This is a genomic window from Martelella sp. K41-7, from assembly GCF_055808365.1.
Genome location: NZ_CM147867.1, coordinates 2,106,744 through 2,131,701, shown reverse-complemented (window position 1 = coordinate 2,131,701; position 24,958 = coordinate 2,106,744). Strand labels below are relative to the sequence as shown.

Below are 24,958 nucleotides of genomic sequence, written 5' to 3'. Positions count from 1 at the left end.
ATCCTACGTCAATGCTCGACGGAAAGAGGCTGATTGAACGGCTTGGCGCGACTGCGTCTCAACTGAGAGGCAGGCTTGTGCCGAATTCCGGCATGGCCCGGGTAACCTGGCTGCGCGCCGGGGGGCGGCCGAATTATTGTTTCAGCCATTGGACGAAGACGATCTTCAGCTCTTTCTGCAGGCTCTGCCGGACGATGTGCCGCTTGCCGCCTTCGGTGTTGGGTCAAACCTTCTGGTGCGCGATGGTGGGGTTTCCGGCGTGACTGTGCGTCTTTCCGCCAAGGGATTCGGCCAGCAGGACGTGGCCGGTGAAAACCGCATTCTGGCCGGGGCGATCTCGCCGGACAAGCATATCGCCGGGTTCGCCATGGATCAGGGTATCGGCGGATTTTCCTTTCTTTACGGCATTCCGGGTTCGCTGGGCGGGGCGCTTGCGATGAATGCCGGCGCCCATGGCACCGAGATGTCCGAGCGCGTTGTCGAAATCTATGGCCTGAACCGCAAGGGCGAGAAGGTGATCATCCCCCGCGAGGCGATGCGTTACGCCTATCGTTCGGCGGCGGTGCCTGAAGGTGTGATCTTCACCGGAGCCTTGCTGGAAGGTTTTGCCAGAGACCGGGCGGAAATCCGCGACGAGATGGAGGTGGTTCGCAACCACCGTGAGACGGTTCAGCCGATCCGTGAAAAGACCGGTGGCTCCACCTTCAAGAACCCGGACGGACATTCCGCATGGCGGCTGATTGACGAGGCTGGCTGTCGCGGTCTGATGATCGGTGGGGCGCAGATGTCGCCGATGCACTGCAACTTCATGATCAATCTCGGCCATGCCACTGCCTATGATCTGGAATATCTCGGGGAAACCGTGCGCGAGCGTGTCTACAATCACACCGGCATCCTGCTCGAATGGGAAATCAGACGCGTCGGCAAATTTCCCGAGGGCCGCGAGCTTTACACCTTCGTGCCGCAGGAACTCGATTGATCCACAGAGCCTGAAACGCCCGTGGCGCAAGGATGTTTAGCGCTGTCAGAGCGGGCTAACTCCTTATCGACAACAGCTTTTTCTCGTTCGGTTAACCAAAGTAAACGCTTCATTAACCATCCTCCTTCACAAATAGGGATACGAAACGCTTTCCACAAAAAAGCGGTATTCCGAATGTTTGGTCCGGCTTTTGCCGGCAAAGGTGGGGACGTGCATGAGTTCCGGACACGTGGCTGTTTTAATGGGCGGATTTTCCTCGGAGCGTCAGGTCAGTCTGGCGACGGGCAAGTCCTGCGCCGATGCGCTGGAGGCTGAAGGCTTCCGCGTCAGCCGCATCGACGTGACCCGTGATGTCGCCACGGTCCTTTCCGAACTGAAGCCAGATTTTGCCTTCAATGCGCTCCACGGTCCCTTCGGCGAGGACGGCAAGGTCCAGGGCATCCTGGAGTATCTCGAGATCCCCTATACCCATTCCGGCGTGTTGGCCTCGGCTCTTGCCATGGACAAGGCGCAGGCCAAGCGCGTGGCTGCTGCCTGCGGTATTCCTGTTGCTGACAGCATTCTTCTTCAGCGCGGCGAGATCGGCCATGACCATCCGATGACGCCGCCCTATGTGATCAAGCCCGTCAGCGAAGGCCTCGTCCTTCGGGGTGCTGATCGTGGATGAAGGGCAGGCTTCACCGCCGCAGTCAATTTCGTCCACCGATTGGACCTTCGGCGAGAAGGTCATGGTTGAGCGCTTCATCAAGGGGCGCGAGTTTACCTGCGGCGTGATGGATGGAACGGCGCTGTGCGTGACCGAGATCGTGCCGGTCGGCCAGAAATTTTACGATTTTGACGCCAAATATCGTCCGGGTGGCTCGAAACACATTCTGCCGGCGGAAATTAAACCGAATATTTACCAAAAGATACAATCATTGGCCGTTCAGGCGCATCAGGCAATCGGGTGCCGCGGTGTCTCTCGTTCGGATTTCCGTTTCGACGAGACCCTCGGCGAGGACGGCATCATCTGGCTGGAAGTGAATACCCAGCCCGGTATGACCGAAACCTCTCTGGTTCCCGAAATGGCTGCCGATGCAGGCTATGACTTTGGTGCATTTCTCCGATGGATGGTGGAGGACGCTTCGTGTTTGCGATGAAAGCTAAAAAGGGCGATACGGTCGACATTGGCCGCAGCGATCCCGTCGGACGGGGTGGCGTTCTGCCGCGACCCGTCAGGCGCGCGGTTCGCTTTTCGACCGGCTTTCTGACCGGCCGCACCCCTATGCCGGGTCATGTCGGAAGCCTTGCAGCGCTTGCTTTTTTTGTTGCCGTCAGTGCTCACGCGATTGTCGCTGCCGAAAAGGGCGACCTGGTGCGCCGTGCGGCTTTTCAGCTCGCTGGGTTTTCGGTCGAGGACATTGAGATTTCCGGCAACACTGAGACCTCGGAAATCGCCATTCTTCAGAACCTCGGCCTCGAAGGCGCCTATTCGCTGCAGGGAATTGATGTCCAGCGCGCTCGCGGGCAGCTGCTCAATCTGCCATGGGTGGCAGAGGCCGATGTCCGCAAGGTCTATCCATCGACGCTGAAGATCACGCTGACTGAACGCGTTCCCTATGCGCTTTGGCAGCAGGAAGATGGTCGAACGCTGATGATCGAGCGTGACGGCAATGTCATCGGCTCCCTCAGCGCACCGAAATTCCGCAGGCTTCCGCTGGTTCTCGGTCAGGGCGGCAATTTCGCCGCCGAAGGCATTGACGGGCTGCTTGAAGGTTGGCCGGCATTGTCGGACCGTGTGCGCGCCTACAAGCGCGTCGATGGCCGCCGATGGGACCTATATCTCGATAATGGCATGATCGTGAAACTGCCCCAGAAGGGCACGGAAGCGGCGTTGGCGCGCCTGAAGGGCCTGGAGGATAGCCGTTCAATCCTGGAACGCGAAATCACGGCCGTGGATCTCAGACTGGATGACCGCATCGCGATCCAGTTGACACCCGCTGCGATGGAGCGGCGTCAGGCGGCTACAGAAGCGCTGGAAAAGACATTTAAGAACAAGGGGAGGCGCCTGTGAACCTGTTTGGCTCCGTCGGCTTTGGCCGCGTAAAACCCCTTTCTGCAAAGAAGACGCATATCGTCAGTGTGCTGGATATAGGCTCGTCCAAGATCGTCTGCATGATCGCCCGTCTGACGCCACGCGCCGAAAGCCAGATTCTGCCCGGTCGAACTCACAATATCGAGATCATCGGGATCGGTCACCAGCGCTCGCAGGGTATCAAGAGCGGCGTCATCGTCAATCTCGATGCAGCCGAGCATGTCATCCGGCTTGCTGTCGATGCTGCGGAAAGCATGGCTGGGATCACGATTGACAGTCTGATCGTCAATGTCTCGGCTGGTCGCATCAAAAGCGATACCTATACGGCCGCGATCGATCTCGGTGGTCAGGACGTTGATGCCTCCGATCTGCGACGCGTCCTGTCTGCGGTTTCGCGTCGCTCGATCAACGACGAACGTCAGGTCCTGCACTCGCTGCCCGCCGGTTTCACGCTTGACGGAGAACGCGGCATTCGCGATCCGCTTGGCATGTATGGCGAGACGCTCGGCGTCGATCTGCATGTGGTTACCGCCGAAAGGCTGGCGCTGCGCAATGTCGAGCTTTGCGTTAACCGCGCGCATCTTTCTGTGGAGCGCATGGTGGCAACGCCCTATGCCAGCGGACTGTCCGCACTTGTCGATGATGAAGTCGAACTTGGCTGCGCGGCGATCGACATGGGTGCCGGTACCACGACGATCTCGGTTTTTTCCGAGGGACGGTTGGTTCACACCGATGCCATCAGTCTCGGTGGGCATCATGTGACGACCGATCTCGCCCGTGGTCTTTCCACGCGCATGGAAGACGCCGAACGTCTGAAATGCGTTCATGGATCGACATTGGCCTCCAGTGCCGACGAACGCGAGATGATTGCGGTTCCCTCGATCGGCCGCGACGATGACGACCAGCCCCGGCAGATCTCCAAGGCGCTGCTTTCGAAAATCGTCAGGGCGCGGGTGGAGGAAACGCTTGAGCTGATACGCGACCGGATCCAGCTTTCGGGCTATTCGGCCGTTGTCGGCAAGAGGGTGGTGCTGACCGGCGGAGCAAGCCAGCTCATCGGTCTTTGCGAACTGGCGCGGCGCATCTTGAGCCGCAATGTCAGGATCGGGCGTCCGATGGGCGTTTCGGGACTGCCGCTTCCGGCCAAGGGCCCGTCCTTTGCCACGGCAGCGGGACTGCTGATTTATCCGCAACTTGCGGAAAGCGAAACCTATGGCGGCGAACAGCGGGGTTTTCTGCCATCGGGAGGCGGACGCCTGTCGCGCGTCGGCCAATGGTTCAGGGAAAGTTTTTAAAGAACACCAGAGATTGGCCGGCTTGGCGGTGCGGCCTTAGCGAGAAGGAACGAAACCAATGACTATCACGCTTCAAAAGCCAGATATTACAGAATTGAAGCCGCGCATCACCGTATTCGGTGTCGGCGGCGGCGGCGGCAACGCCGTGAACAACATGATCACGGCAGGCCTGCAGGGCGTTGACTTTGTCGTCGCCAACACCGATGCGCAGGCGCTGACCATGACCAAGGCGGAACGCGTCATCCAGCTCGGCGTTGGCGTGACCGAAGGTCTCGGCGCCGGTTCGCAGCCGGAAGTCGGACGGGCCGCTGCCGAGGAGTGCATCGATGAAATCATCGACCACCTCAACAACACCCATATGTGCTTCGTCACTGCTGGCATGGGCGGCGGAACCGGCACGGGTGCTGCGCCAGTCGTAGCTCAGGCGGCCCGCAACAAGGGCATCCTGACCGTTGGCGTCGTCACCAAGCCGTTCCAGTTCGAAGGCCAGCGCCGTATGCGCCTTGCCGATTCGGGCATTGAAGAACTGCAGAAGTCGGTCGACACTCTGATCGTGATCCCGAACCAGAACCTGTTCCGTATCGCCAATGACAAGACGACCTTTGCGGACGCCTTTGCCATGGCCGACCAGGTGCTCTATTCCGGTGTTGCCTGCATCACCGACCTGATGGTCAAGGAAGGCCTGATCAATCTCGACTTCGCCGACGTCCGTTCGGTGATGCGCGAGATGGGCCGTGCGATGATGGGCACCGGCGAGGCATCTGGCGAAGGCCGCGCAATGCAGGCCGCCGAAGCCGCAATCGCCAATCCGCTGCTTGATGAAACCTCGATGCGCGGCGCTCAGGGTCTGCTGATCTCGATCACCGGTGGCCGTGACCTGACGCTGTTCGAAGTCGACGAGGCAGCCACGCGCATCCGCGAGGAAGTCGATCCGGACGCCAATATTATCCTTGGCGCCACTTTCGACGAAGAACTGGAAGGCATCATCCGCGTTTCCGTCGTTGCCACCGGCATCGACCGTTCGATGTCCGAAGGCTACGAGGATGCTCCCGCGCCGCGCCGCGAAGCACGTCCTGAAGTCCGCAGCATCAATGGTGGCCAAAACAACGGTGGCCAGACGGTCAACCAGGCACCTCAGCCGGCTGCACCCCAGCCTCAGCCCCAGCAGGCTCGTCCGGACCCGATCGCCGAGACCATTCGTTCGGCGGAAGCCGAAATGGAACGTGAACTGCAGATGGCTGTAAGCCGTCCCCAGCAGCCAAAGCCGCAGGCACAGCGTCCCGAAGGCGTCAACATGCAGCCGAAGAGCCAGATCTTCGCCGCCGAGACGGACCAGGCTCCGCGTCAGCAGCGGGCAGCTCCGGCTCCGCAGCAGGCGCCTCAGCAGCCCCGTCAGCAGATGGCTGAACCGCGCCGGATGCCGGAAGTCTCCGACTTTCCGCCGGTCGTCCAGCCGGAAATGAGCGCAAGCCGTCGTCAGGAGCAGGAAGAGCGTGGCCCCAAGGGTCTGTTCAAGCGCCTGTCGAATACGCTTGGCCGCGGTGACGAGAGCTTCGAAGGCCATCACGAGCAGCCGGCTCCGCGCCAGCAGGCACCGCAGGCGGCCCCGCAAAACAATCCTTACGCGCCGCGTCGTTCTGCTGAGCAGCCCGCCGCCCGCCAGGATGATGATCAGTTCGATATTCCCGCCTTCCTGCGTCGTCAGGCGAACTGATTGTTACGGTCTCATCGCTTCCCGCCTTAGGGAAGCGGTAACCGTCTTTTCCTAAAACTTCTCGCAAAGTGAACCCGGTCGCGCCTCGCGGCCGGGTTTTTTACGACTTTCGTAACATTAGGAAAGAAACAGTGATTTGGATTCAAAAGGGGCAATGCGTAATTACGTGACGAGCGGTCGATGTAGCGCAGAGTTGATTTGCGCAGCATGGTCTGACTCGCATGCCCGTGCATTTGGTTTCCGGGTCATGATGTCATTGAGACAAACACCTATTTTTATAAGGGCGTGATTATATGTCGGCTGGTTTTTTCGGATTGCAAACGACGGTGACGAATTCCGTGAGGATTTCGGGAATCGGTGTGCATTCTGGCAAGCCGGCGACGATTACGCTCGCACCTGCCGAGGCCGATACCGGTATCGTTTTCGAACGCTATGACGCGGGCCGCCGCATCAGTTCGTTCAAGGCGGTTTCCGACAATGTCGGGCCTACCGCGCTTTGCACCGTGCTCGGCGAGCATCCCGGCGAATGGATCGCGACGATTGAACACGTGATGGCAGCCCTCTATGCCTTTGGCGTCGACAATCTGGTCGTGGCCGTCGAGGGTGCGGAAATGCCGATCATGGACGGCAGTGCGCGGATCTTTGTCGAGGCTTTGGATGAGGTTGGCATTGTCGCGCTCCCCGAAAAGCGCAGCTATCTCAAGGTTACCAAGACTGTTCGTGTTGAAAACGGCGCCGGCTGGGCCGAGTTCACGCCTTATGAAGGCACGCGTTTCGAAGTTGAGATCGATTTCGATACACCGTTGATCGGCCGGCAGAAATGGACTGGCGACATGACGGGGGATACCTTCCGCAAGGAACTCTCGGGTGCGCGCACCTTTGGTTTCATGCGTGACGTCGAGCCGATGTGGGCACGCGGATTTGCACTTGGGTCCTCTTTGGAGAATTCAGTGGTGATCTCCGACGATGATCGTGTCATCAATCCGGAAGGGTTGCGCTACGATCACGAATTCGTGCGCCACAAGACGCTCGACGCTGTTGGCGACCTTGCAATGATGGGCATGCGGTTTGCCGGTTGTTTCCGGTCCTATCGCGGCGGGCATGCGCTGAATGCGAAAGCGGTGCGTGCTTTGTTCGAAACGGCAGGCGCCTGTGTCATCGTTTCGCCACGCGGAGCGCTGCCCTTCAGGCTGCGTCAGGAAGATGTCGTGGCTGCCGGGCCGGTTTCCTGATACTCAAAACCAATCGAAAATGCGGTCATGCCGGCGTCTGATGGGCGTCGGTATTTCCATGTTGAGCGATGGTTCGCTGATGCCGACTGCGTGTTTTTCATTGGAAAATCCCGCGCCGAACCTGTATCGATGCCACAGAAACTTATGCGTTTTCGGTGGCTTGAGATTGCTCTTGCCGGCCGGATATGCGTAAAACGACGTTCGACTTTGAAATGCGTTCCATAGACGCTGTAAATGGGGCTCGAAGAATGGCTGGTACCAAAAAACGAATGAATGACGGAGCGTTTCGCGCAGCGTCTCTTCCCGTCGCCATAGTTCTCGGAGCGAGCATTGTTCTTGCCGGATGCTCCAGAAACAAAGACGTGGATATCACGACGCTTCAGTACGAATCGGACCCGCCGCAGCAGCTTTATGACGAGGCGCTCGCCAACGTCAACGCTGGCAAGGTCAGCGAAGCGCTGAGAAAGTTCCAGGCAATCCAGGATCAGAACCCGCTCTCCGACTATGCGCGTCAGGCGCTGATCATGCAGACCTACCTCCAGTACCGTTCGCGCAAATATGAAGCGGCGGTCTCTTCAGGCAGGCGCTATCTCAAGCTCTATCCGAATTCGGCAGATGCGGCCTACGCTCAGTATCTGGTCGGTCTTGCCTATTCGAAGGAGATTGTCGACGTAACTCAGGATCAGGGGGCTGCGGAAAGCACCATCGTGGCAATGCAGGCTGTCGTCGACAATTATCCCGATTCTGAATACGTCTCCGATGCGCGGGCCAAGATCCGCTACGCGCGCGACCAGCTTGCCGGCAAGGACATGCAGGTGGGCCGCTATTATCTTGAGCGCAAGGATTATGTTGCTGCGATTTCACGCTTTAACAGCGTGGTTGAGGAATATTCCGACACCAACCAGATCGAAGAGGCGCTGGAACGGCTGGTCGAAGCCTATTACGCCATGGGCGTCATTCCCGAAGCGCAGAATGCTGCCTGGGTTCTCGGCCTCAATTATCCCGACAGCGTCTGGTATCAGAGGGCTTACAACCTGCTGAACAAACAGGGTATTCAGCCAAAATCGGCCGGCCGCGGCTCTTCTGTCGCCGACGCTATGCCGAATTAGTTCAACCGGCTTTTCGCCAGGGCGCGAACACAACAATGCTAGTCCAGCTTTCCATTCGAGACATCGTTTTGATCGAGCGGCTGGAACTTGATCTCGGCGACGGTCTTTCGGTTCTGACCGGGGAGACCGGCGCCGGCAAATCCATCCTGCTCGACAGCCTTTCGCTGGCGCTCGGCGCCCGCGGAGACGGCTCACTTGTGCGTCACGGCCAGGATTCAGGCCAGGTGATCGCCGTTTTCGATGTCGGTATGGAGCATCCGGTGCGCCTTCTGCTGCGCGAAAACGATCTGGATGACGAGGGCGACCTGATTTTCCGGCGGATGCAGTCGGCCGACGGGCGCACCCGTGCTTTCATCAACGATCAGTCGGTCAGCGTCCAGCTGATGCGTCAGGCCGGCCGGCTTATGGTGGAAATTCACGGCCAGCATGACGAGCGGGCGCTGATCGACACCGACGGCCATCGCCGGCTTCTCGATGCTTTCGGCGGGCTTTCCGGCGATGTCGAGACCGTCAGTGCGCTCCATCGCGCCTGGCGCGATGCCGAGCGACGGCTGAAAAAGCACCGCGCCCAGATCGAAGAGGCTGAACGGGAGGCTGATTTCCTGCGTTCCTCGGTTGAGGAGTTGCAGGCGCTTTCCCCCGTTGACGGTGAAGAGGACGAACTGGCCGAGCGGCGTGCCACGATGATGAAATCCGAGCGTATTGCCGGCGACATTTCCGAGGCGCTGGAGTTTCTGAACGGCAACGGTTCTCCTGTGCCGATGATCGCGTCGCTGGTCAGGCGGCTGGAGCGCAAGTCGCATGAGGCGCCGGGTCTTCTCGAAGATTCAGTCAACCTGCTCGATGCAGCGCTTGAACAGCTTTCCAGCGCGCAGATGGAGGTCGAAGCCGCACTCGAACGCGCCGCCTTCGATCCGCAGGAGCTGGAGCGAACGGAGGAGCGGCTTTTTGCCCTCAGAGGTGCGGCGCGCAAATACAACGTGCCTGTGACCGAGCTTCCGGCACTTGCCGAACGGATGGTGGCCGATCTCGACGAACTGGATGCCGGCGAGGCGCGGCTGGAGGTGCTGGTCGCCGAAGCCAAGTCGGCGCAAAAATCCTATTTCGAGAAAGCACAGAGGCTTTCCGGTGATCGCGCAAAGGCAGCCGAGCAGCTTTCGGCGTCTGTGATGGCCGAGTTACCGGCGCTGAAGCTGGAGCGCGCGCGCTTTACCGTCGCGGTAACATGCGACCCGGAGAATGCAGGAGCCGAGGGTATAGACACGGTTTCCTTCGAGGTCCAGACCAACCCGGGTACGCGACCCGGACCGATCATGAAGGTGGCCTCGGGCGGCGAGCTTTCGCGTTTCCTGCTGGCGCTGAAGGTGGCGCTTGCCGACAAGGGATCAGCCCCGACGCTTGTGTTTGACGAGATCGACACCGGTGTCGGCGGTGCTGTGGCCGATGCTATCGGTCAACGCTTGCGCCGGCTTTCCGAAAATGTTCAGGTTCTCTCGGTGACACATGCACCGCAGGCGGCCGCGCGCGCCAGGGGACACTATCTCATTTCCAAGGCCAGCAATGGCAAGGGCAAGAATGAGGCGGTGGCAACCCGCGTTGCCGTAATCGGGCCCGAAGAGCGCCAGGAAGAGATTGCCCGCATGCTGGCCGGTGCCAGCGTGACGGCAGAAGCCCGCGCTGCTGCGGCAAAGCTTCTTTCGGGCGATAGCTGATAATTTTCAAGCAAGCTGATATAACGTCAGCCCCGGGCCACGCCGGAACCGGCGGGCACAATGCGCCAAACCAACGGAATTGCCCTTTATGAATGTTTTTCTGGAACACTACTGGCCACATATTCTGGCGGTGCTTTCCTTCATCCTCGGTGCAACGGCGGCGATCCACGCCACCATGACCAAGGACGAGGTGCGCGCTGCAATCGGCTGGGTTGGTGTGATCATGCTTTCGCCGATCCTGGGGGCTGCGATCTATGCGGTTGCGGGCATCAACCGTATGCGGCGGCAATCGGTGCGCGACAAGCGGGAAAGCGTGCCCGATGCGGTGGCACATGAAGAGCAGAAACACAAGATCGATCGCGACCGGGTTGTCAGCGCCCTGGGGCCGCGCATGGGCGGGCTCTGGATACTCGGCAATACCGTGACCGGCATGCCCGCGACGGCCGGCAACAAAGTCCACCTGCTGGAGACCGGAGACGAGGCCTATGCAGCGATGCTGGAGGCGATCGACAAGGCCGAGCGGTCGATCCTGCTCCAGACCTATATTTTCGACAGCGATGCCATCGGCCGACGCTTTGTCGAAAGCCTGTCCAATGCCGTCAAACGCGGTGTCGAGGTGCGGATCCTCGTCGATTCCATCGGCGCGCGTTATTCGCGGCCACGCATCACCGGACTTCTGCGTGAAAACGGCATTCGCGTTGCCACCTTCAACGGTGCGGTTTTGCTGCGGCTTCGGCTTCCCTACGCGAACCTCAGAACCCACCGTAAGATTCTGGTTGTCGATGGTGAGACGGTGTTTGCCGGTGGCATGAACATCCGAGCAGCCTTTACCGGACCGAACGCTGCGCAGGATACCCATTTTATGCTCAAAGGTGCTGCCGTCGCGGATTACTACGCTGTCGCCGCCGCCGACTGGTATTTTGAGACCCATGAGACCCTCGACGGCGACGCCTGGCAGATTGCCGAAACACCGGCCGATGAGAATGACCTTGTGGCCCGTGTGGTGCCGTCTGGCCCGGATCGCAATCTTTCCAACAACAACAACATGATCATGGGCGCGCTTTCGGTTGCCGAGGACCGGGTGCTGATCATGTCGCCCTATTTCCTGCCGGACCGGGATCTCGTATCGGCGCTTGCCACGGCGGCGCGGCGTGGTGTCGTTGTCGATATCATCGTGCCGGGCAAGAACAATCTCGGGCTCGTGGACCGGGCCATGACGGCGCAGTTTGACGAGATCATCGAATATGGCTGCCGGATCTGGCGCGATAACGGGCCGTTCAACCATTCAAAACTGATGAGTGTTGACGGAAAATGGTCTTATCTCGGCTCCTCCAACATGGACTCACGGTCTCTCAGGCTGAACTTCGAAACCGATCTTGAGGTGTTTGATGCCGGCTTTGCGGATGAAATCGAGGCAAGGATTGCCGCGGCACGGGAGCGCTCGACACAGGTGACGCTTGAGGCGCTGAGAGCACGGCCCTTCGCCTATCGTTTGCGGGACCGGATCCTGTGGCTGGGCTTGCCGTATCTCTGAAACACTTCCAATATACATCCCGTAAGCCGATAACTCTCCTGAAGTCATGAAGATGCGCCCGATCAAATCGCCCCTTGCCAATGCTGTCATGCGGTCCTTCCGCGAAAACGGAAAACGCCCGGACAAGGCCATCCCCATGGAGGGGGATGGTCTGAAGGTTGCGACATACAATGTGCACAAATGTATCGGGGTCGACGGCCGGTTTGATCCGGATCGGATTTTCGAGGTGATTCGCGAGATCAGCCCCGATCTGATTGCTTTGCAGGAAGCCGATACACGGTTTGGCGAACGCACAGGCCTGCTGGACCTGAAGCAGATCGAGGCGGAGACCGGACTGATCGCTGTTCCCGCGCAGGCCAGTGCGCGCGCCCATGGCTGGCATGGCAATGTGCTGCTTTTTCGTGATGGCGCGGTGCGCGATATCCACCGCGAAAAGCTGCCGGGGCTTGAGCCGCGCGGCGCGCTGGTCACAGATATTGCGCTCAATAATGGTATTTCGCTCAGGGTTGCCGCGGTCCATCTCGGGCTTTTGCGCTGGGCGCGGCGCCAGCAGGCTGATCACATTATCGGGCTTCTCGGGCGCCGTGTCGAAGCGCCCTCTGTCATTATGGGCGACATGAATGAATGGCGGCTCGGTGACGGCTCTGCGTTGAAGCGGTTCGAGCAGGCCTTCGGATCACTGCCGCCGGCGCGCGCGAGCTTTCCCGCCCGCTGGCCGGTGCTGGCGCTCGACCGGATCATCGCCAATCGCGACGGTCTTGTCGCCGATCTCACCGTCCATGATTCGCTGCTGGCGCGGGCGGCGTCTGATCATTTGCCGCTGACAGCACTTCTCAACACCGCTGTTTTGAAGGGTGGTATTGATCCCGGCGAAGGGCTTTCCGCCTCCGCCGGTCTTTGAACTTGCCGACCCGGAACCAAATGCTCTAATGCGTTCCCGATGGCATGAAGGAGCTCACGGCAATGGCGAAAGAGACGGTCGTAGTCGATCAGTTGACCCGGGAACAGGCTGAGGCCGAACTGGCGTTTCTGGCTGGTGAGATCGCGCGTCATGATACTGCCTATCACGGCAAGGACGCGCCGGAGATTTCTGACGCCGAATATGATGCGCTGAAGAACCGCAATGACGCGATCGAGGCACAGTTCCCCGATCTGGTGCGCGATGACAGCCCGTCGGCCCGCGTCGGGTCCGCGCCCTCGGAAGTGTTTGCCCCCGTCACCCATTCTGTGCCGATGCTTTCGCTCGGCAATGTGTTTTCCGACGAAGACGTTCAGGATTTCATCGCCTCGGTTTATCGTTTCCTCGGCCAGTTGCCCGACAGCTCGATTGCCTTTACCGCCGAGCCCAAGATCGACGGGCTGTCGATGTCGCTGCGTTATGAGAACGGACGGCTGGTGTCCGGCGCCACGCGTGGTGATGGCACCACGGGCGAGAATGTGACGGCGAATGTCCGCACCATTGGCGAGATCCCGAACACGCTGCCGAAGGGCGCGCCGGAGATCGTTGAGGTGCGCGGCGAGATATATATGGCCAAGAGCGATTTTGCGGCCCTGAATGCAGCACTCTCGGAAGCCGGCGAAAAGACCTATGTGAACCCGCGCAACACCGCGTCGGGCTCCCTGCGTCAGCTTGATCCGAAGGTGACCGAAAAGCGCAGGCTGAAATTCTTTGCCTATGCCTGGGGCGAGATGTCTGAAATGCCCGCCGAAACCCAGATGGGCATGGTCGAGACCTTCGAAAAGTGGGGTTTTCCGGTCAATCCGCTGATGAAGCGGCTTTCTTCTGTCGATGATCTTATGGCGCATTACCATGAAATCGGCGTTAGGCGCGGCGATCTCGATTACGATATTGACGGTGTGGTCTATAAGGTCGACCGGCTGGATTTGCAGGCGCGTCTCGGCTTTCGCTCGCGCTCGCCACGCTGGGCGACGGCGCACAAGTTTCCCGCCGAACAGGCGATCACGCAGTTGACGGGGATCGATATTCAGGTGGGTCGCACGGGAGCGCTGACGCCGGTGGCGCGGCTGGAGCCGATTACCGTCGGTGGTGTGGTCGTCACCAATGTGACGCTTCACAATGAGGACTACATCGTCGGCAAGGGCTCTAAGGGCGAACCGATCCGCGAGGGCCGCGACATTCGCGTCGGCGACTATGTGATCGTCCAGCGTGCCGGCGATGTGATCCCGCAGATTGTCGATATCCTGCCGGAGAAGCGCCCTGACGATGCGGTTGCCTACGTGTTTCCCGACCACTGCCCGGTCTGCGGTGCCCATGCCGTTCGCGATATCAACGAGAACAGCGGCAAGGTCGACGCCGTGCGCCGTTGTACGGCCGGTTTTTCATGCCGGGCTCAGGCTGTCGAACATCTGAAACATTTCGTTTCGCGCAACGCCTTCGATATCGAGGGGCTGGGCGTGAAGCAGGTCGATTTCTTCTTTGAACACGAAGATCCGGGGCTTGTGATCCGAACCGCGCCGGACATTTTCACGCTGGAGCGCCGTCAGGCTGAGGCCTTGACGAAGCTTGAGAATTTCAACGGCTGGGGCAAGACCTCGGTCACCAACCTGTTCCAGTCGATCAATGAGCGCCGCGAAATCGCATTGCCGCGTTTCATCTTCGCGCTCGGGGTTCGCCATGTCGGCGAGACCACGGCCAAGCTTCTGGCGCGTTCCTACGGGACCTATGCCGTCTTCGAGCGGGCGATGCAGGAGGCGGCAGCAGGTAAGGGCGATGCCTGGGACGACCTCAACAATATCGATGGGATCGGAACCGTGGTGGCTCGCGCGCTCGTCGACTTTTATGCTGAAGAACAGAATGTCGAAGTCATCGCCCGCCTGCTGGACGAGGTGAAGCCACTCGATGACGCGCAGCGCATCGATACCTCAAGCCCGGTGGCGGGCAAGACTGTGGTGTTCACTGGCAGCCTTGAGAAAATGACCCGCGACGAGGCCAAGGCAAAGGCTGAAAGCCTGGGCGCCAAGGTTTCCGGTTCTGTTTCGAAGAAAACCGACATCGTTGTTGCCGGACCTGGTGCTGGCTCCAAGCTTAAAAAAGCCGAAGATCTTGGCGTTCAGACCATGGATGAGGATGAGTGGCTGGCGCTGATCAGCTGATGAACCGTTCGGTGACCGCTTGCAAACCACGCCTGCGCACCTATCTCCAGAGAGATTACAATGAATGCTAATGGATGGAGTGCGGTCATGCGTGCATATCTCGTTTCCCTTGTTGCGGGGCTGGCTCTCATGGCGTCGGCAGCCAGCGCTGAGCAGATCGGTGAGGTTGGCGTCGACTGGGTCGGCAATGATATCGAGATCGATGCGCTGCATGACCCGGAAATCGAGGGCGTAACCTGCCATATCGCCTATTTCGACCGCTCGATGATCGACAGGCTTTCAAAGGGCAACTGGTTCGAGGATCCGTCAAACTCCTCCATCGCCTGCCGCCAGACCGGCGCGATCCGGATCGGCGATATCGATCTCGACAAGGATGGCGAGGAAGTCTTCAAACAGGGACGCTCACTGATCTTCAAAAATCTGGTGATCAACCGGATTTACGACCGCAGCAACGAAACGCTGATCTATCTCGCCCATACGCGCGAGATCACCGAGGGTTCGGCCAAGATGTCGATGTCGACGGTTCCGCTTTACGGACAGGATGTCGTCTGGGAAAACGGTGCACCGGAGTAAGGGCTCCAAACGCATCTGGACAGGGGAGAGAGACCATCAGACTCGATTGTAGTTGCCAGTGCGGCAAAACGCACTTTTCAGTTGAGAGCAAAACGCCTTATCCCTATATGCGTTGCTATTGCAGCATATGCCGGAAATCCGGCGGGGGCGGGGGCTATGCCATCAACCTGGCCGCGGATGCCGAAACACTTTCGATCTCGGGTGGGGAGCACAAGCGTTTCTACCATGCCCGTATCCATAACGGCGAGAGCGAGGCCGAGCGGCATTTCTGCGGCGCTTGTGGCAGTGCACTCTACCTCTATGACCCACGCTGGCCGAAGCTGGTTCACCCGGTTGCCTCTGTGGTTGACACCCCCTTGCCCCGACCACCGGAGATCGTGCATATCATGCTTGGATCGAAGGCCGGTTGGGTCGACGTGCCCGAAGGTGAGGGGCATGTGCAGTTCGAAGGTTATCCCGAACTGTCGATCGAGGAATGGCATCGCAGGCACGGTCTGCTGGAAAAATGAGGCCGGTCGGCCTGACAGGGAATGAGATATGAAAACGTTCCGGCGTGTGCTCTGGGCATCGGTGATCGTGATCTGCGGTCTGATCGTTTGGCTGATTTATGAAATCGGCAAGACCAATGAGGAGATGATGAACGTCCCCTTTGGACCCGAATTCCAGCTGACTGCGGGGGACGGCTCCACGATCACAGAACAGGCACTGAGAAACAAGCCGACGGCGATCTTCTTCGGCTTCACCCATTGCCCGGAAGTTTGCCCGACGACACTTTACGAGATGAATGGCTGGCTTCATGAGGTCGATCCAGATGGCGACCGGATCAACGCTTACTGGATCACCGTCGATCCCGAGCGCGATACGCCGGAAATGATGCAGCGTTATATTTCCAATGTCTCTGACCGGATCGATTCGATTTCCGGTGACCCGGAAAAAGTGCTGGCGATGGTCGACGAATTCGGCATCTACTACAAGAAAGTGCCACTTGACCCCGACCAGCCCGATGGTGACTACACCATGGATCACAACGCGTCGGTGTTCCTGCTGGACGACGGCGGCGTGCTCCAAGGCACGATCGCTTATGGCGAAAACCCGGATGTCGCTGTACAGAAGCTTCAAAACCTTCTCGATTGAGGGCTTGCCTTGACGGGCCTGCGGCAGTATCGCCAACCGATAGACCCGCCGTTAGCAGAAAAGGCAAGAACAAGTGAGCCAGATCCGTCTTTACGTTACCACCGATGAAGCTGGCGCGGGCCGCGTTCTTGATGCGCTTTCGGAGTTGCTTGGCGAGGCACCCTACGCGCTGGCGACGATGGAAATCGAAGAGAAGGCCTGTATCTGGGAAGCCTCTGTCTACCTTGAGGCGCAAGAGGAAGATGCGCTCCGGCAGGTGTTTGATGCCGCGCTGGAGATCTTCACACCAGACGAAAGGCCAGCTGTCGAAAAGGAAATTATTCCCGAGATTGACTGGATCGCAAAATCGTTGGAAGGGCTGAAGCCCGTGCGGGCCGGCCGTTTTCTGGTGCATGGCGCCCATGACCGGGAGCGCCGTCATACGGGTGATATCGCGCTGCAGATCGAGGCGGGGCAGGCGTTTGGTACGGGCCACCACGGTACCACCTCAGGCTGCCTGGAGATGATCGACACGGTGTTGAAAGCCGAAGCCCCGCGAAACGCGCTGGATCTCGGTACGGGCACCGGTGTTCTGGCAATGGCTGTGCGCAAGCTCCGGCCCATTCCCGTTCTGGCGACCGATATCGATGCGGTTGCTGTTCGGGTTGCGCGCAGCAATGCGCGGCAAAACGGTATTGTATCAGGTGTCGATTTCGTCACCGCGCCGGGGTTTCACAATGCTGCGTTTGCGGAACATGGCCCGTTCGACCTTGTAATCGCCAATATTCTCGCCCGCCCGCTGATGAAGCTGGCGCCCGGCGTGCGCGCCAACCTTGCTCCCGGCGGATCGGTGATCCTGTCGGGTATTCTGGAGACCCAGCGCTGGAAGGTGCTTGCCGCCTATAATGCCCAGGGCATACGGCATGTGCGCACCTATTGGCGCGAAGGCTGGGTGACGCTGCTGCTCAAGGGCTGATCGGGTGCTCGTTCAGACGGCAAGGCTGAGCGTTGTTTCGCGTACGCTCATGCGGGCTTGACGGCGCAATGCACGCTCCTGCTGCGGTGAACACTGGTAAATCTCGCGATAACATTTGGAAAAGTGCGACGCGGATACGAAACCGCAGGCAACAGCCACGTCAACGACCGGCATGGTCGATTGCGCCAACAGCCGTCGGGCGCGGTCGAGCCGGATTTCCAGATAGTAGCGCGCCGGAGAACGGCCCATTTCCTGGCGAAACAGCCGCTCTATCTGGCGACGCGACAGACCGACCGCATCAGCGATTTCAATCAGCGACAGCGGTTCCGCCAGATTGGCCTCCATCAACTCGATGATCTGCATGACCTTGCCGTTCTGAACACCGAGCCGGGCGCGCAGCGGCAGGCGCTGGCGTTCGGTGGAGGGGCGCACCCGATCGGTAAGCGTCTGTTCGCAGATCGCGTTCACGAGCCCGTCACCGAACTCCCGGCTGACCAGGTGCAGGATCATGTCGATCGCCGCAGTCCCGCCGGCGCAGGTGTAGATGTTGCGATCAATCTCGAACAGGTCGGCACGGGCGTCGATTTCCGGATAGGTTTCGCAAAAGCCCGGCATGTTTTCCCAATGGATCGCACAGCGTTTACCTTTGAGCAGACCGGCGCGTGCCAGAAGATAGGTTGCTGTGCACATTGAGCCGATGCCGCAGCCGCGATTGTTGAGTTCGCGCAGCCAGGCTTCAAAAGACTTGTTGTCGTAATCGTCAACATTGACGCCGGAACAGACCAGCACGAGGTCTGGGCGCTTCTCGCCCATCAGTAAACGGCGCTCGTCGGCAAGCGAGGTGTCCGGATCGACCGCGATGCCGCTCGACGACGTGACCTTGGCGCCATTGTCGGAGGTAATCCGCCACCGATAAGCGTCAAAGCCCAGCATTCTGTTGGCAATGCGCAAAACATCGATGGCGCCCGAAAAGGGTAGCAGGGAGAATTGCGGAACCATATAGAAAACGAATGCTCTCACCATTGTGCATACACCGCCGCAGTAGAAGCTGAAATCTGATCTTGTAGAATTAACTTCTGCAAGAATTATGGTCGCCAATAGTCTGATTGCGACACTGACACAGACAAATGCGCCTGAGAAGATGTTCGTGTGCCGGTATGTGATTTTTATGATGCGTTGCTCGTGCTCTTCATCAAATCGAGACCTGTGGCGGGCCTTTAGCGGGCCGATTTCGGCTACTGTTGCTGCACTGCAGAAAAGACGGCCGCCGATCATGGCGATGGCGGCCATCTTCTCAGTCGTATTGCCAGTGCTTTTCGCGCGCGACAATGTCGTCACGCAGGTGCGGTGGGATGCGGTTGAGATTGCGTTGACGTTGGGCCCGCCGGGCGTCTTCGTCGCGCTGCTCGGCAAGCCGGGCAAGAGGGGTAACCAGATGCTTCAGGATAATGAACAGTCCCATGTCGCCTACTCCTTCAAGGTGTTTCGTGATGACCTGACGACAAGGTAGGAGAATTTGACATTCAATCAAACGAAATGTAGTCATGGTATTCGTCAATAAAATTGATTTGATGGAGCGCTTCCATGGCCAACTTTCTGCAAACGCCCTTACCGGTTCTTGACAATGACATCCTGCGAACCTTTGTAGCGATCGCCGAAACAGGCAGCTTTTCCGGGGCTGCAGAAATTGTTTTTCGCACGCCTTCGGCGGTTTCCATGCAGATCAAGCGGCTTGAGGAGCAGATCGGGGTCTCGCTGTTTGTGCGCGACGCACGTGCGGTGCGCCTGACCAGCAGCGGCGAAACTCTCCTGAATTACGCGCGGCGCATGCTGGCTCTTTCAAACGAGGCGATGTCGCGTTTCCGACATCCGGATATGCACGGCGTGGTCCGTCTCGGTGCGACCGATGATGTCGGCGAGCGGATACTGCCGACGATCCTCAAACGGTTTTCCGAGGCTTTCCCAGGTGTCATGGTTGATGTCACGATCGATAACAGTGTCGGTTTGAGGCGGCGCCTCGGCGAGCAGCGTCTCGACCTGACCCTGCTCAACTCCGGGGCCGGAGCATCGGACGAGGAAAGCGAACTGATCCTGCGCGAGCGTCTGGTCTGGGTCGGCGCGCGCGGCGGCACGGCGCATACCAGGGACCCGCTGCCGGTTTCGATGTGGGAGCAGGGCTGTTCCTGGCGCAACGAAGCGGTTCAGAAGCTTGCGGAAGAGGGGCGGGCCTATCGTGTCGCCTATATGAGCGCGACCACAATGGTGCAGCGCGCCGCAGTGCTTTCAGACCTTGCCGTCGCGCCGATCGCGTCATATTACGTCGCGGACGGCATGGAGGTTCTGGGCAAAGCCGAGCGGCTGCCCGAGCTCGGCTTTTACGAGATCCGGCTGAAGTTTTCCGAACAGCGCGGCGAACTCGTCGAGGCCGTGGCCGATGCGATCCGTCATGCCTTCCGTCCGGTACAGCGGCCAAGCCGGGTGGCCTGAGACAGCCTAGAAAAGCATGGCAAGCAGCGCGCCGGCCGCCACGATAACGAGGACTGCCAGCATGATCGACAGCACCCCGATGAAGGTTCCGATAATCAGCCCGTAGCCGTCGCGTTCGGTCACCGAGAGGCCGATCACAGCGAGCGCGAGTGCGGGAAACCAGTTTCCGAACGGGATCGGGACGAAAACCACAATCGCCAGAAGCAGGGTGAATGCGCCCAGAAGACGTTCGGCCCGGCGTGTCTCGAGAAACCAGAAGCGTGGTTTTACACCACTTTCGATCCAGCGCAGCCACGGCAGAATGCGGGCAAGCAGCGCCATGCAGCGCTCTCCATCCACCGAAAAACGCGCGATGCGTTCGGGCAGCCAGACTCGGGAATGTCGCGAGGTCATCATCTGCCACGTCACGAGGATCAGCGGCAGTGCGAGGAAAAGCGTCGCGCCGGGGGGCAGAGGGATCAGATTGGGAATGGAGAACAGCACGATGAAGGCGCCAAAGGATCGTTCGGCAAGCGCCTCGTCCAGTTGCTCAAGGTTGACACGGCCGTTTGTCCCAGGCGTCAGGCGCGCCAGGATATCCGAGAGCTTTTCACTTGTGTGAGAGTGTATGTCAGCTTCGTATTCGATCTCGCTGTCGTTCAATCCGGTCACTCCTCTTGTCGTATGTTTGGAAAACATGGGGGCGGTGAAGACTGAAACCAGTGGTACAGCCCAACAATCGTGTTCAGGCGGTGTTTTTGCAGAGCACTTTCGTCACTATAGGAAAACCTTATGCGCGCTTGTGGACAGGCTGTGGATAAGGTGTGAGCAAACCTTTGACGGAACCTGAACGGCGCCCGCGCGTTTATCAGGCAGTCCAGTTAGTCGAGGAAGCTGATATGTCCAAGAAAATGATGATTGCCGCTGCCACCCTGTTTGCCATGAGCAGCCTGATCACTTCATGTGGCAACACGATCGAGGGTATGGGCGAAGATACGGCCAATGCGATCAATGCCACTCAGGATGCCGGCCAGTCGATTGACCGTGCGGCATCTTACTAAGTTCTTCAGAAGATTTGATTTTTTAGCGGCGCCCGGGGCAACAGCCCGGGCGTCTTGTGTTTCAGGTCTCAAAACGCGTTTTGCCAGCCATTGTAGAAAGGATGATCCGCCAGAACTGGCAGCGCAACGGCACTGTAGGTTTTGGCCGACCAGTAGGCCGCTGTGGCAAAATCCAGGCTGTGGCGGGCGTCGGCAAGGGTCAGGGGAAGTGGCGTTTTCTCGCAAACGGCCCGGTGGAAATCCTGCATCTGGCCCGCAAAGCCGGAAGGCGGCGGCGTGAAATTGTTCAGAGCTTCGTCGATCTTACGCCCAATTTCCTCATTGGCAGGCACGAAACGCCATGGGGCCTCTGTGGCGTTGAAATCGGGTCGACTGTCGCTTTCAATTGTCACATTCGAGAAGCATAAACGCATCCGGCTGAGCGGCTCTGTCGAACCAAGCGTGGCCGATGTCGTTGCGAGCGCTCCACAGTTGAATTCGATACTGATACTGGCGCAATCCTCCACCTCGACGGGGTTCGCGCGCGTGGCGGTGCGTGCGAACAGAGACCGCACCGGGCCGAGCAGATAGAACATCAGGTCGTTGGCATGGATCGCATGATTCATGAGCACGCCGCCGAGTGCCCCGTTCCAGCTCTTGCGCCAGTCCTTTTGGTAGTAGTCGGCGCCGCGCAGCCAGTGCACTTCGCAGGTTGCGACAAGCGGTTTTCCCGCAAGGCCCGAGGCGATGATATGGTGCGCCTGCTGTGCGCCGTCATTGTAGCGGTACTGCATGATCGGCATCACGTGGCCGGACGACCGCGATTCGGCGTCAAGCAACTCGTCAATATCGGCTAGCGCTCCGACGAGCGGCTTTTCACAGATGACATGTTTGCCGGCTTGAAGCGCGACGAGGATCATCTCCCGGTGCGTTGCCGGTGGCGTACAGATGTCGATCACGTCAATATCGTCCATGCCGACTATCTCGTGATAACTGTCTTCCAGCCTTTCGACCGCGAATTCCGCGCCGCACTGTCGGAGCAGTTCCTGGTCCAGGTCGCAGAGTGCGGCGACCTCAAAGCGGTCCTTGTTGGAGAGATATCCGTTCAAGATGTGGTCGCGACCGATGCCGAGCCCGACAACAGCAACTTTGAGCTTTCGTGTCATACAGATGTTCCGCTGTGCGTTTCGCCTGTTTCTGCAAATGATTGAGCGCCGGGCGCCGTTCTCGCGGTGGTTAAAGATCCAATCCCTTGACGGCGTTTGGCCGAACCGTGCGACCGGTCATCTGGTGCTGCGCAAACGGCACCAGGCCAAGGGCCCTTCGCCGCAGCGCAGCCGATCTGACCGGGGCTGGGGATCAGAGTATCGCCGAACGCGGCTCTGCTGAAACGGGTCAATACAAACTTTGCCAAAGAAGAATCAGAGGTTTTACGAAAAACATGCTTTAACATAACCCGATTTCTCTCTGAGGCCACCGTTTTGGATGCTGCGTTCTTCTCAGTGGCCGCAGCGCGCAAGAAATCCCTCTACCATCGATCGGTACCCCGTGCCAAACAGGCGCAGGTGAACCAGAGCCGGCCAAAGGCTGTAGACGGCCTGGCGCTCTTTGTAGCTGGGCTCGAGGGCCGGGTAGCTGCCATAGAACGCATCATCGAGACTGCCAAACAAATTGAGCATGGCAAGGTCGACTTCGCCGTGGCCGTAATAGCAGGCGGGATCGATGAAACCCGTCACCCGGCTGCCGGCGGACATCACATTCCCGGACCAGAGATCCCCGTGAAGCAGTGCGGGCGGCGGTGTGTCGGGCAGGATATCCGCAAGCTTGGCCGCAAGCCGCTCAAGCCGGCGCGCGACAACCGCCGGCACATCGCCGAGATGGTTCAAGAGGCGATGGTCTCGCCAGAACGACACCCATGATGCGGTTTGCGTGTTGGTGATCGCGACCTTGCCGAAGGCATAATCGTGGTCGAAGCCAAAATGTTGCCCTTGCGCGCCGTGCAGTGTGGCAAGTGTACGGCCGAGATCGGCCTGTGCGCCGGAAAAGCCGCTCCGGCCCTCCACCAGCGCGATGATCAGCCACCGGTCGTTGGCGGCGATAACCTCGGGCGCCGGTGCGCCGCTTGCGGCGATGCGGACAAGCATCCCGGCTTCGACATCCGGCGCAGGGCCGCCCTTTGCGATGTAATTGCGCCCGTCGGGTGTGGTGACGCGCATCAGTGCGGACAAGTCGCCGGATGCGAAATGCGAAAGCGCGACATGGTCGGTGCCGAGCATTTCCGCGATCATACGTTCAGGATCATTCATAAGACTGCCGTCACGAGACGTTTGGATTTACGGCCGGCTCTGGACGCGGGGGGCGATCCTCGCATAAAAAGCGTGCGACCGGGTTTTTCGAAAACTACGGCAAAACAGGCGTGGAGTGCAAGAATTGGCAATCGAAGACGTTCAGACCCGGAAGCGCGATCCCGCAGCAGCCGAGAAAGTGATCGCGCTGCTGAAGGAAGGCTTCGGCGACAAGGTCCAGACGGGAGAGGCGTTCCGCGCCCAGCATGCGCATACGACCACCTATCTTCCGGCTCAATTGCCGGACGCCGTCTTCTTTGCCGACAGTTCCGATGATGTGAAGGCGGTTGTAAAGCTATGCGCCGAGCATAAGGTGCCGGTCATTGCCTTTGGAACGGGATCCTCGCTCGAAGGGCAGGTGAATGCGCCGGAGGGAGGAATCTCGCTTGATCTGTCGCGCATGAACCGGGTGCTTGAGGTCAATGCCGAAGACCTCGACTGCCGTGTCGAGCCCGGTGTCACGCGTGAGGAGCTTAACGAATACCTGCGCGATACCGGCCTGTTTTTTCCCATCGATCCCGGTGCCAACGCCTCCATCGGCGGCATGGCCGCAACGCGGGCATCCGGCACCAATGCCGTTCGCTATGGCACGATGAAGGATGTGGTGCTGGCGCTGACGGTGGTCACCGCCGATGGCGAGGAAATCACCACCGCGCGGCGCGCGCGCAAATCATCCGCAGGCTACGACCTCACCCGGCTGTTTGTCGGGGCAGAGGGCACACTCGGCATTATCACGTCGGTGACGCTGAAGCTCGCTGGCATTCCGGAGAAAATCGCAGGCGGCGTTCTCGTCCTTTGATACGCTGGAAGACGCCTGCAATGCTGTGATCATGACGATCCAGATGGGCGTTCCGGTTGCCCGGATCGAGTTGCTCGACGCACTTCAGGTGAAGGCCTGTAACGCTTATTCCAACCTCGACTTCCCCGAAATGCCGTTGCTGCTGCTCGAATTCCACGGCAGCGAAGCGGCGGTCGCCATGCAGTCGGAGCAGTTTGCCGAGATCGCGGCTGATTGCGGCGGATCGGATTTCGTCTGGACAGCCAATGCCGAAGAGCGCAACCGGTTGTGGAAGGCGCGCCACAGCGCCTATTGGGCCGGTCGGGCGCTTGCCCCGGAACTCGACGGCCTGTCGACAGATGTCTGTGTGCCGATTTCGCGCCTCGCCGACTGTGTGCGCGAGACCCAAGAGGATGTCGCCCGTGAAGGCATTCTGGCGCCGTGTGTGGGTCATGCCGGCGACGGGAATTTTCATCTTCTCGTGCTGTTCGACAAGAATGATCCGCAGGAAATCTCCCGCATCGAGGCGTTTACCGAGCGTCTGGCGGAGCGCGCCATCGCCATGGGCGGAACTGCGACGGGTGAGCATGGTGTGGGGCAGGGCAAGAAGCGGGTCGTCGGCCAGGAGATCGGCAGCGCGGCACTGGCCATGCGGGCGATCAAGCAGGCGCTCGACCCGGACAATATCTTTAATCCTGGCAAGATTTTCTGATCTGCGGGGCGCGGAAACCTCACTTGCGGATCACAAGCTGAACTGGCCTGCGTTTGCACGTCGTGATAGGTTCCTGACAACGAGATCACCGAACGGACCGGGCCGGTTGACGGGAAGAAGGGTTTCGGGCGTCGCGGACTGTCTGATGGCAGGTCTGCGGCTTGCCGCGCGCATGAGATAAGGGAACCGCAA

At 59.4% G+C, this 24,958-nt stretch carries 20 protein-coding genes and 3 pseudogenes; 18 read left to right on the top strand and 5 right to left on the bottom strand.

What is annotated here, in order from left to right; translation table 11 throughout:
• Nucleotides 1–11: 11 nt before the first annotated feature.
• The 15 genes and pseudogenes from murB (at nt 12) to AC0L7L_RS10000 (ending at nt 17,425) form a co-directional block, all read left to right on the top strand.
• Nucleotides 12–979, top strand: a pseudogene (murB, locus tag AC0L7L_RS10070) (UDP-N-acetylmuramate dehydrogenase).
• A 214-nt stretch (nt 980–1,193) separates the two neighbouring features.
• Nucleotides 1,194–2,118 (top strand): annotated as a pseudogene (locus tag AC0L7L_RS10065) (D-alanine--D-alanine ligase).
• Nucleotides 2,115–3,032, top strand: a complete 918-nt coding sequence (locus tag AC0L7L_RS10060; RefSeq protein ID WP_473513869.1) for a cell division protein FtsQ/DivIB — start codon at nt 2,115–2,117, stop codon at nt 3,030–3,032. Before AC0L7L_RS10065 ends, AC0L7L_RS10060 begins: the two are co-directional and overlap by 4 nt.
• A complete protein-coding gene (gene ftsA, locus AC0L7L_RS10055) occupies nt 3,029–4,348 on the top strand; it encodes a cell division protein FtsA (RefSeq protein WP_473513670.1) in 1,320 nt (439 codons plus the stop codon). The genes AC0L7L_RS10060 and ftsA overlap by 4 nt, the downstream gene beginning before the upstream one ends.
• A 58-nt stretch (nt 4,349–4,406) precedes the next feature.
• The gene (gene ftsZ, locus AC0L7L_RS10050) at nt 4,407–6,062 is read left to right on the top strand and encodes a cell division protein FtsZ (RefSeq protein ID WP_473513668.1); all 1,656 of its coding nucleotides are present in this window, start codon (nt 4,407–4,409) and stop codon (nt 6,060–6,062) included.
• A 293-nt stretch (nt 6,063–6,355) separates the two neighbouring features.
• Nucleotides 6,356–7,294 carry a UDP-3-O-acyl-N-acetylglucosamine deacetylase gene (gene lpxC / locus AC0L7L_RS10045; protein WP_473513666.1) on the top strand — a complete coding sequence of 313 codons (939 nt, stop codon included), beginning with the start codon at nt 6,356–6,358 and terminating at the stop codon, nt 7,292–7,294.
• A 269-nt stretch (nt 7,295–7,563) separates the two neighbouring features.
• Nucleotides 7,564–8,403, top strand: coding sequence for an outer membrane protein assembly factor BamD (locus tag AC0L7L_RS10040; RefSeq protein WP_473513867.1), 840 nt, complete (start codon nt 7,564–7,566; stop codon nt 8,401–8,403).
• A gap of 35 nt (nt 8,404–8,438) precedes the next feature.
• The gene (gene recN, locus AC0L7L_RS10035; RefSeq protein ID WP_473513664.1) at nt 8,439–10,115 is read left to right on the top strand and encodes a DNA repair protein RecN; all 1,677 of its coding nucleotides are present in this window, start codon (nt 8,439–8,441) and stop codon (nt 10,113–10,115) included.
• Nucleotides 10,116–10,203: 88 nt separating this feature from the next.
• Nucleotides 10,204–11,649, top strand: coding sequence for a phospholipase D-like domain-containing protein (locus AC0L7L_RS10030; RefSeq protein ID WP_272211746.1), 1,446 nt, complete (start codon nt 10,204–10,206; stop codon nt 11,647–11,649).
• A 52-nt stretch (nt 11,650–11,701) separates the two neighbouring features.
• Nucleotides 11,702–12,550 (top strand): endonuclease/exonuclease/phosphatase family protein, encoded by an 849-nt coding sequence (locus AC0L7L_RS10025; RefSeq protein WP_473513662.1) that lies wholly within the window; start codon nt 11,702–11,704, stop codon nt 12,548–12,550.
• Between the two features lie 62 nt (nt 12,551–12,612).
• Nucleotides 12,613–14,763: an NAD-dependent DNA ligase LigA gene (gene ligA / locus AC0L7L_RS10020; RefSeq protein ID WP_473513660.1), complete on the top strand. Its 2,151-nt coding sequence runs from the start codon at nt 12,613–12,615 to the stop codon at nt 14,761–14,763.
• A gap of 87 nt (nt 14,764–14,850) precedes the next feature.
• Entirely contained in the window at nt 14,851–15,336 is a 486-nt protein-coding gene (locus AC0L7L_RS10015; RefSeq protein WP_272211742.1) for a CreA family protein, read from the top strand.
• A 35-nt stretch (nt 15,337–15,371) separates the two neighbouring features.
• Nucleotides 15,372–15,845 carry a GFA family protein gene (locus AC0L7L_RS10010; RefSeq protein ID WP_473513865.1) on the top strand — a complete coding sequence of 158 codons (474 nt, stop codon included), beginning with the start codon at nt 15,372–15,374 and terminating at the stop codon, nt 15,843–15,845.
• A 28-nt stretch (nt 15,846–15,873) separates the two neighbouring features.
• On the top strand, nt 15,874–16,470 hold the full coding sequence (locus tag AC0L7L_RS10005) for an SCO family protein (protein WP_473513658.1): 597 nt from the start codon (nt 15,874–15,876) through the stop codon (nt 16,468–16,470).
• Nucleotides 16,471–16,543: 73 nt separating this feature from the next.
• Nucleotides 16,544–17,425: a 50S ribosomal protein L11 methyltransferase gene (locus AC0L7L_RS10000; RefSeq protein ID WP_272211738.1), complete on the top strand. Its 882-nt coding sequence runs from the start codon at nt 16,544–16,546 to the stop codon at nt 17,423–17,425.
• Nucleotides 17,426–17,437: 12 nt separating this feature from the next.
• Here AC0L7L_RS10000 and AC0L7L_RS09995 read toward each other — a convergent pair whose 3' ends face one another.
• The gene (locus tag AC0L7L_RS09995; protein WP_272211737.1) at nt 17,438–18,448 is read right to left on the bottom strand and encodes a GlxA family transcriptional regulator; all 1,011 of its coding nucleotides are present in this window, start codon (nt 18,446–18,448) and stop codon (nt 17,438–17,440) included.
• A 271-nt stretch (nt 18,449–18,719) separates the two neighbouring features.
• Entirely contained in the window at nt 18,720–18,887 is a 168-nt protein-coding gene (locus tag AC0L7L_RS09990; protein WP_272211736.1) for a hypothetical protein, read from the bottom strand.
• A 122-nt stretch (nt 18,888–19,009) separates the two neighbouring features.
• Here AC0L7L_RS09990 and AC0L7L_RS09985 point away from each other — a divergent pair, with 122 nt between their 5' ends.
• Nucleotides 19,010–19,912, top strand: coding sequence for a LysR family transcriptional regulator (locus AC0L7L_RS09985; RefSeq protein WP_272211735.1), 903 nt, complete (start codon nt 19,010–19,012; stop codon nt 19,910–19,912).
• 6 nt (nt 19,913–19,918) lie between these two features.
• Here the strand turns inward: AC0L7L_RS09985 and AC0L7L_RS09980 are convergent, their stop codons facing one another.
• Nucleotides 19,919–20,554: an exopolysaccharide biosynthesis protein gene (locus AC0L7L_RS09980; protein WP_473513656.1), complete on the bottom strand. Its 636-nt coding sequence runs from the start codon at nt 20,552–20,554 to the stop codon at nt 19,919–19,921.
• Between the two features lie 278 nt (nt 20,555–20,832).
• Between AC0L7L_RS09980 and AC0L7L_RS09975 the strand changes: the two genes are divergently transcribed.
• Nucleotides 20,833–20,952, top strand: coding sequence for an entericidin domain-containing protein (locus tag AC0L7L_RS09975; protein WP_473513863.1), 120 nt, complete (start codon nt 20,833–20,835; stop codon nt 20,950–20,952).
• A 68-nt stretch (nt 20,953–21,020) separates the two neighbouring features.
• Here the strand turns inward: AC0L7L_RS09975 and AC0L7L_RS09970 are convergent, their stop codons facing one another.
• Both AC0L7L_RS09970 and AC0L7L_RS09965 read right to left on the bottom strand, forming a co-directional pair.
• A complete protein-coding gene (locus AC0L7L_RS09970) occupies nt 21,021–22,097 on the bottom strand; it encodes a Gfo/Idh/MocA family protein (protein ID WP_473513654.1) in 1,077 nt (358 codons plus the stop codon).
• A gap of 333 nt (nt 22,098–22,430) precedes the next feature.
• Entirely contained in the window at nt 22,431–23,237 is an 807-nt protein-coding gene (locus AC0L7L_RS09965; RefSeq protein ID WP_272211731.1) for a fructosamine kinase family protein, read from the bottom strand.
• A 124-nt stretch (nt 23,238–23,361) separates the two neighbouring features.
• Here AC0L7L_RS09965 and AC0L7L_RS09960 point away from each other — a divergent pair.
• Nucleotides 23,362–24,766 (top strand): annotated as a pseudogene (locus tag AC0L7L_RS09960) (FAD-binding oxidoreductase).
• The last annotated feature ends 192 nt before the right edge of the window (nt 24,767–24,958 follow it).

What these genes read in the sequence shown, in the direction of transcription:
- AC0L7L_RS10060 (WP_473513869.1), top strand. Translation starts at nt 2,115, where the DNA reads ATGAAAGCTAAAAAGGGCGATACGGTCGACATTGGCCGCAGCGATCCC.
- ftsZ (WP_473513668.1), top strand. Translation starts at nt 4,407, where the DNA reads ATGACTATCACGCTTCAAAAGCCAGATATTACAGAATTGAAGCCGCGC.
- lpxC (WP_473513666.1), top strand. Translation starts at nt 6,356, where the DNA reads ATGTCGGCTGGTTTTTTCGGATTGCAAACGACGGTGACGAATTCCGTG.
- AC0L7L_RS10040 (WP_473513867.1), top strand. Translation starts at nt 7,564, where the DNA reads ATGAATGACGGAGCGTTTCGCGCAGCGTCTCTTCCCGTCGCCATAGTT.
- recN (WP_473513664.1), top strand. Translation starts at nt 8,439, where the DNA reads ATGCTAGTCCAGCTTTCCATTCGAGACATCGTTTTGATCGAGCGGCTG.
- AC0L7L_RS10030 (WP_272211746.1), top strand. Translation starts at nt 10,204, where the DNA reads ATGAATGTTTTTCTGGAACACTACTGGCCACATATTCTGGCGGTGCTT.
- AC0L7L_RS10025 (WP_473513662.1), top strand. Translation starts at nt 11,702, where the DNA reads ATGCGCCCGATCAAATCGCCCCTTGCCAATGCTGTCATGCGGTCCTTC.
- ligA (WP_473513660.1), top strand. Translation starts at nt 12,613, where the DNA reads ATGGCGAAAGAGACGGTCGTAGTCGATCAGTTGACCCGGGAACAGGCT.
- AC0L7L_RS10015 (WP_272211742.1), top strand. Translation starts at nt 14,851, where the DNA reads ATGCGTGCATATCTCGTTTCCCTTGTTGCGGGGCTGGCTCTCATGGCG.
- AC0L7L_RS10005 (WP_473513658.1), top strand. Translation starts at nt 15,874, where the DNA reads ATGAAAACGTTCCGGCGTGTGCTCTGGGCATCGGTGATCGTGATCTGC.
- AC0L7L_RS09995 (WP_272211737.1), bottom strand. Translation starts at nt 18,448, where the DNA reads ATGGTGAGAGCATTCGTTTTCTATATGGTTCCGCAATTCTCCCTGCTA.
- AC0L7L_RS09990 (WP_272211736.1), bottom strand. Translation starts at nt 18,887, where the DNA reads ATGGGACTGTTCATTATCCTGAAGCATCTGGTTACCCCTCTTGCCCGG.
- AC0L7L_RS09985 (WP_272211735.1), top strand. Translation starts at nt 19,010, where the DNA reads ATGGCCAACTTTCTGCAAACGCCCTTACCGGTTCTTGACAATGACATC.
- AC0L7L_RS09975 (WP_473513863.1), top strand. Translation starts at nt 20,833, where the DNA reads ATGAGCAGCCTGATCACTTCATGTGGCAACACGATCGAGGGTATGGGC.
- AC0L7L_RS09970 (WP_473513654.1), bottom strand. Translation starts at nt 22,097, where the DNA reads ATGACACGAAAGCTCAAAGTTGCTGTTGTCGGGCTCGGCATCGGTCGC.
- AC0L7L_RS09965 (WP_272211731.1), bottom strand. Translation starts at nt 23,237, where the DNA reads ATGAATGATCCTGAACGTATGATCGCGGAAATGCTCGGCACCGACCAT.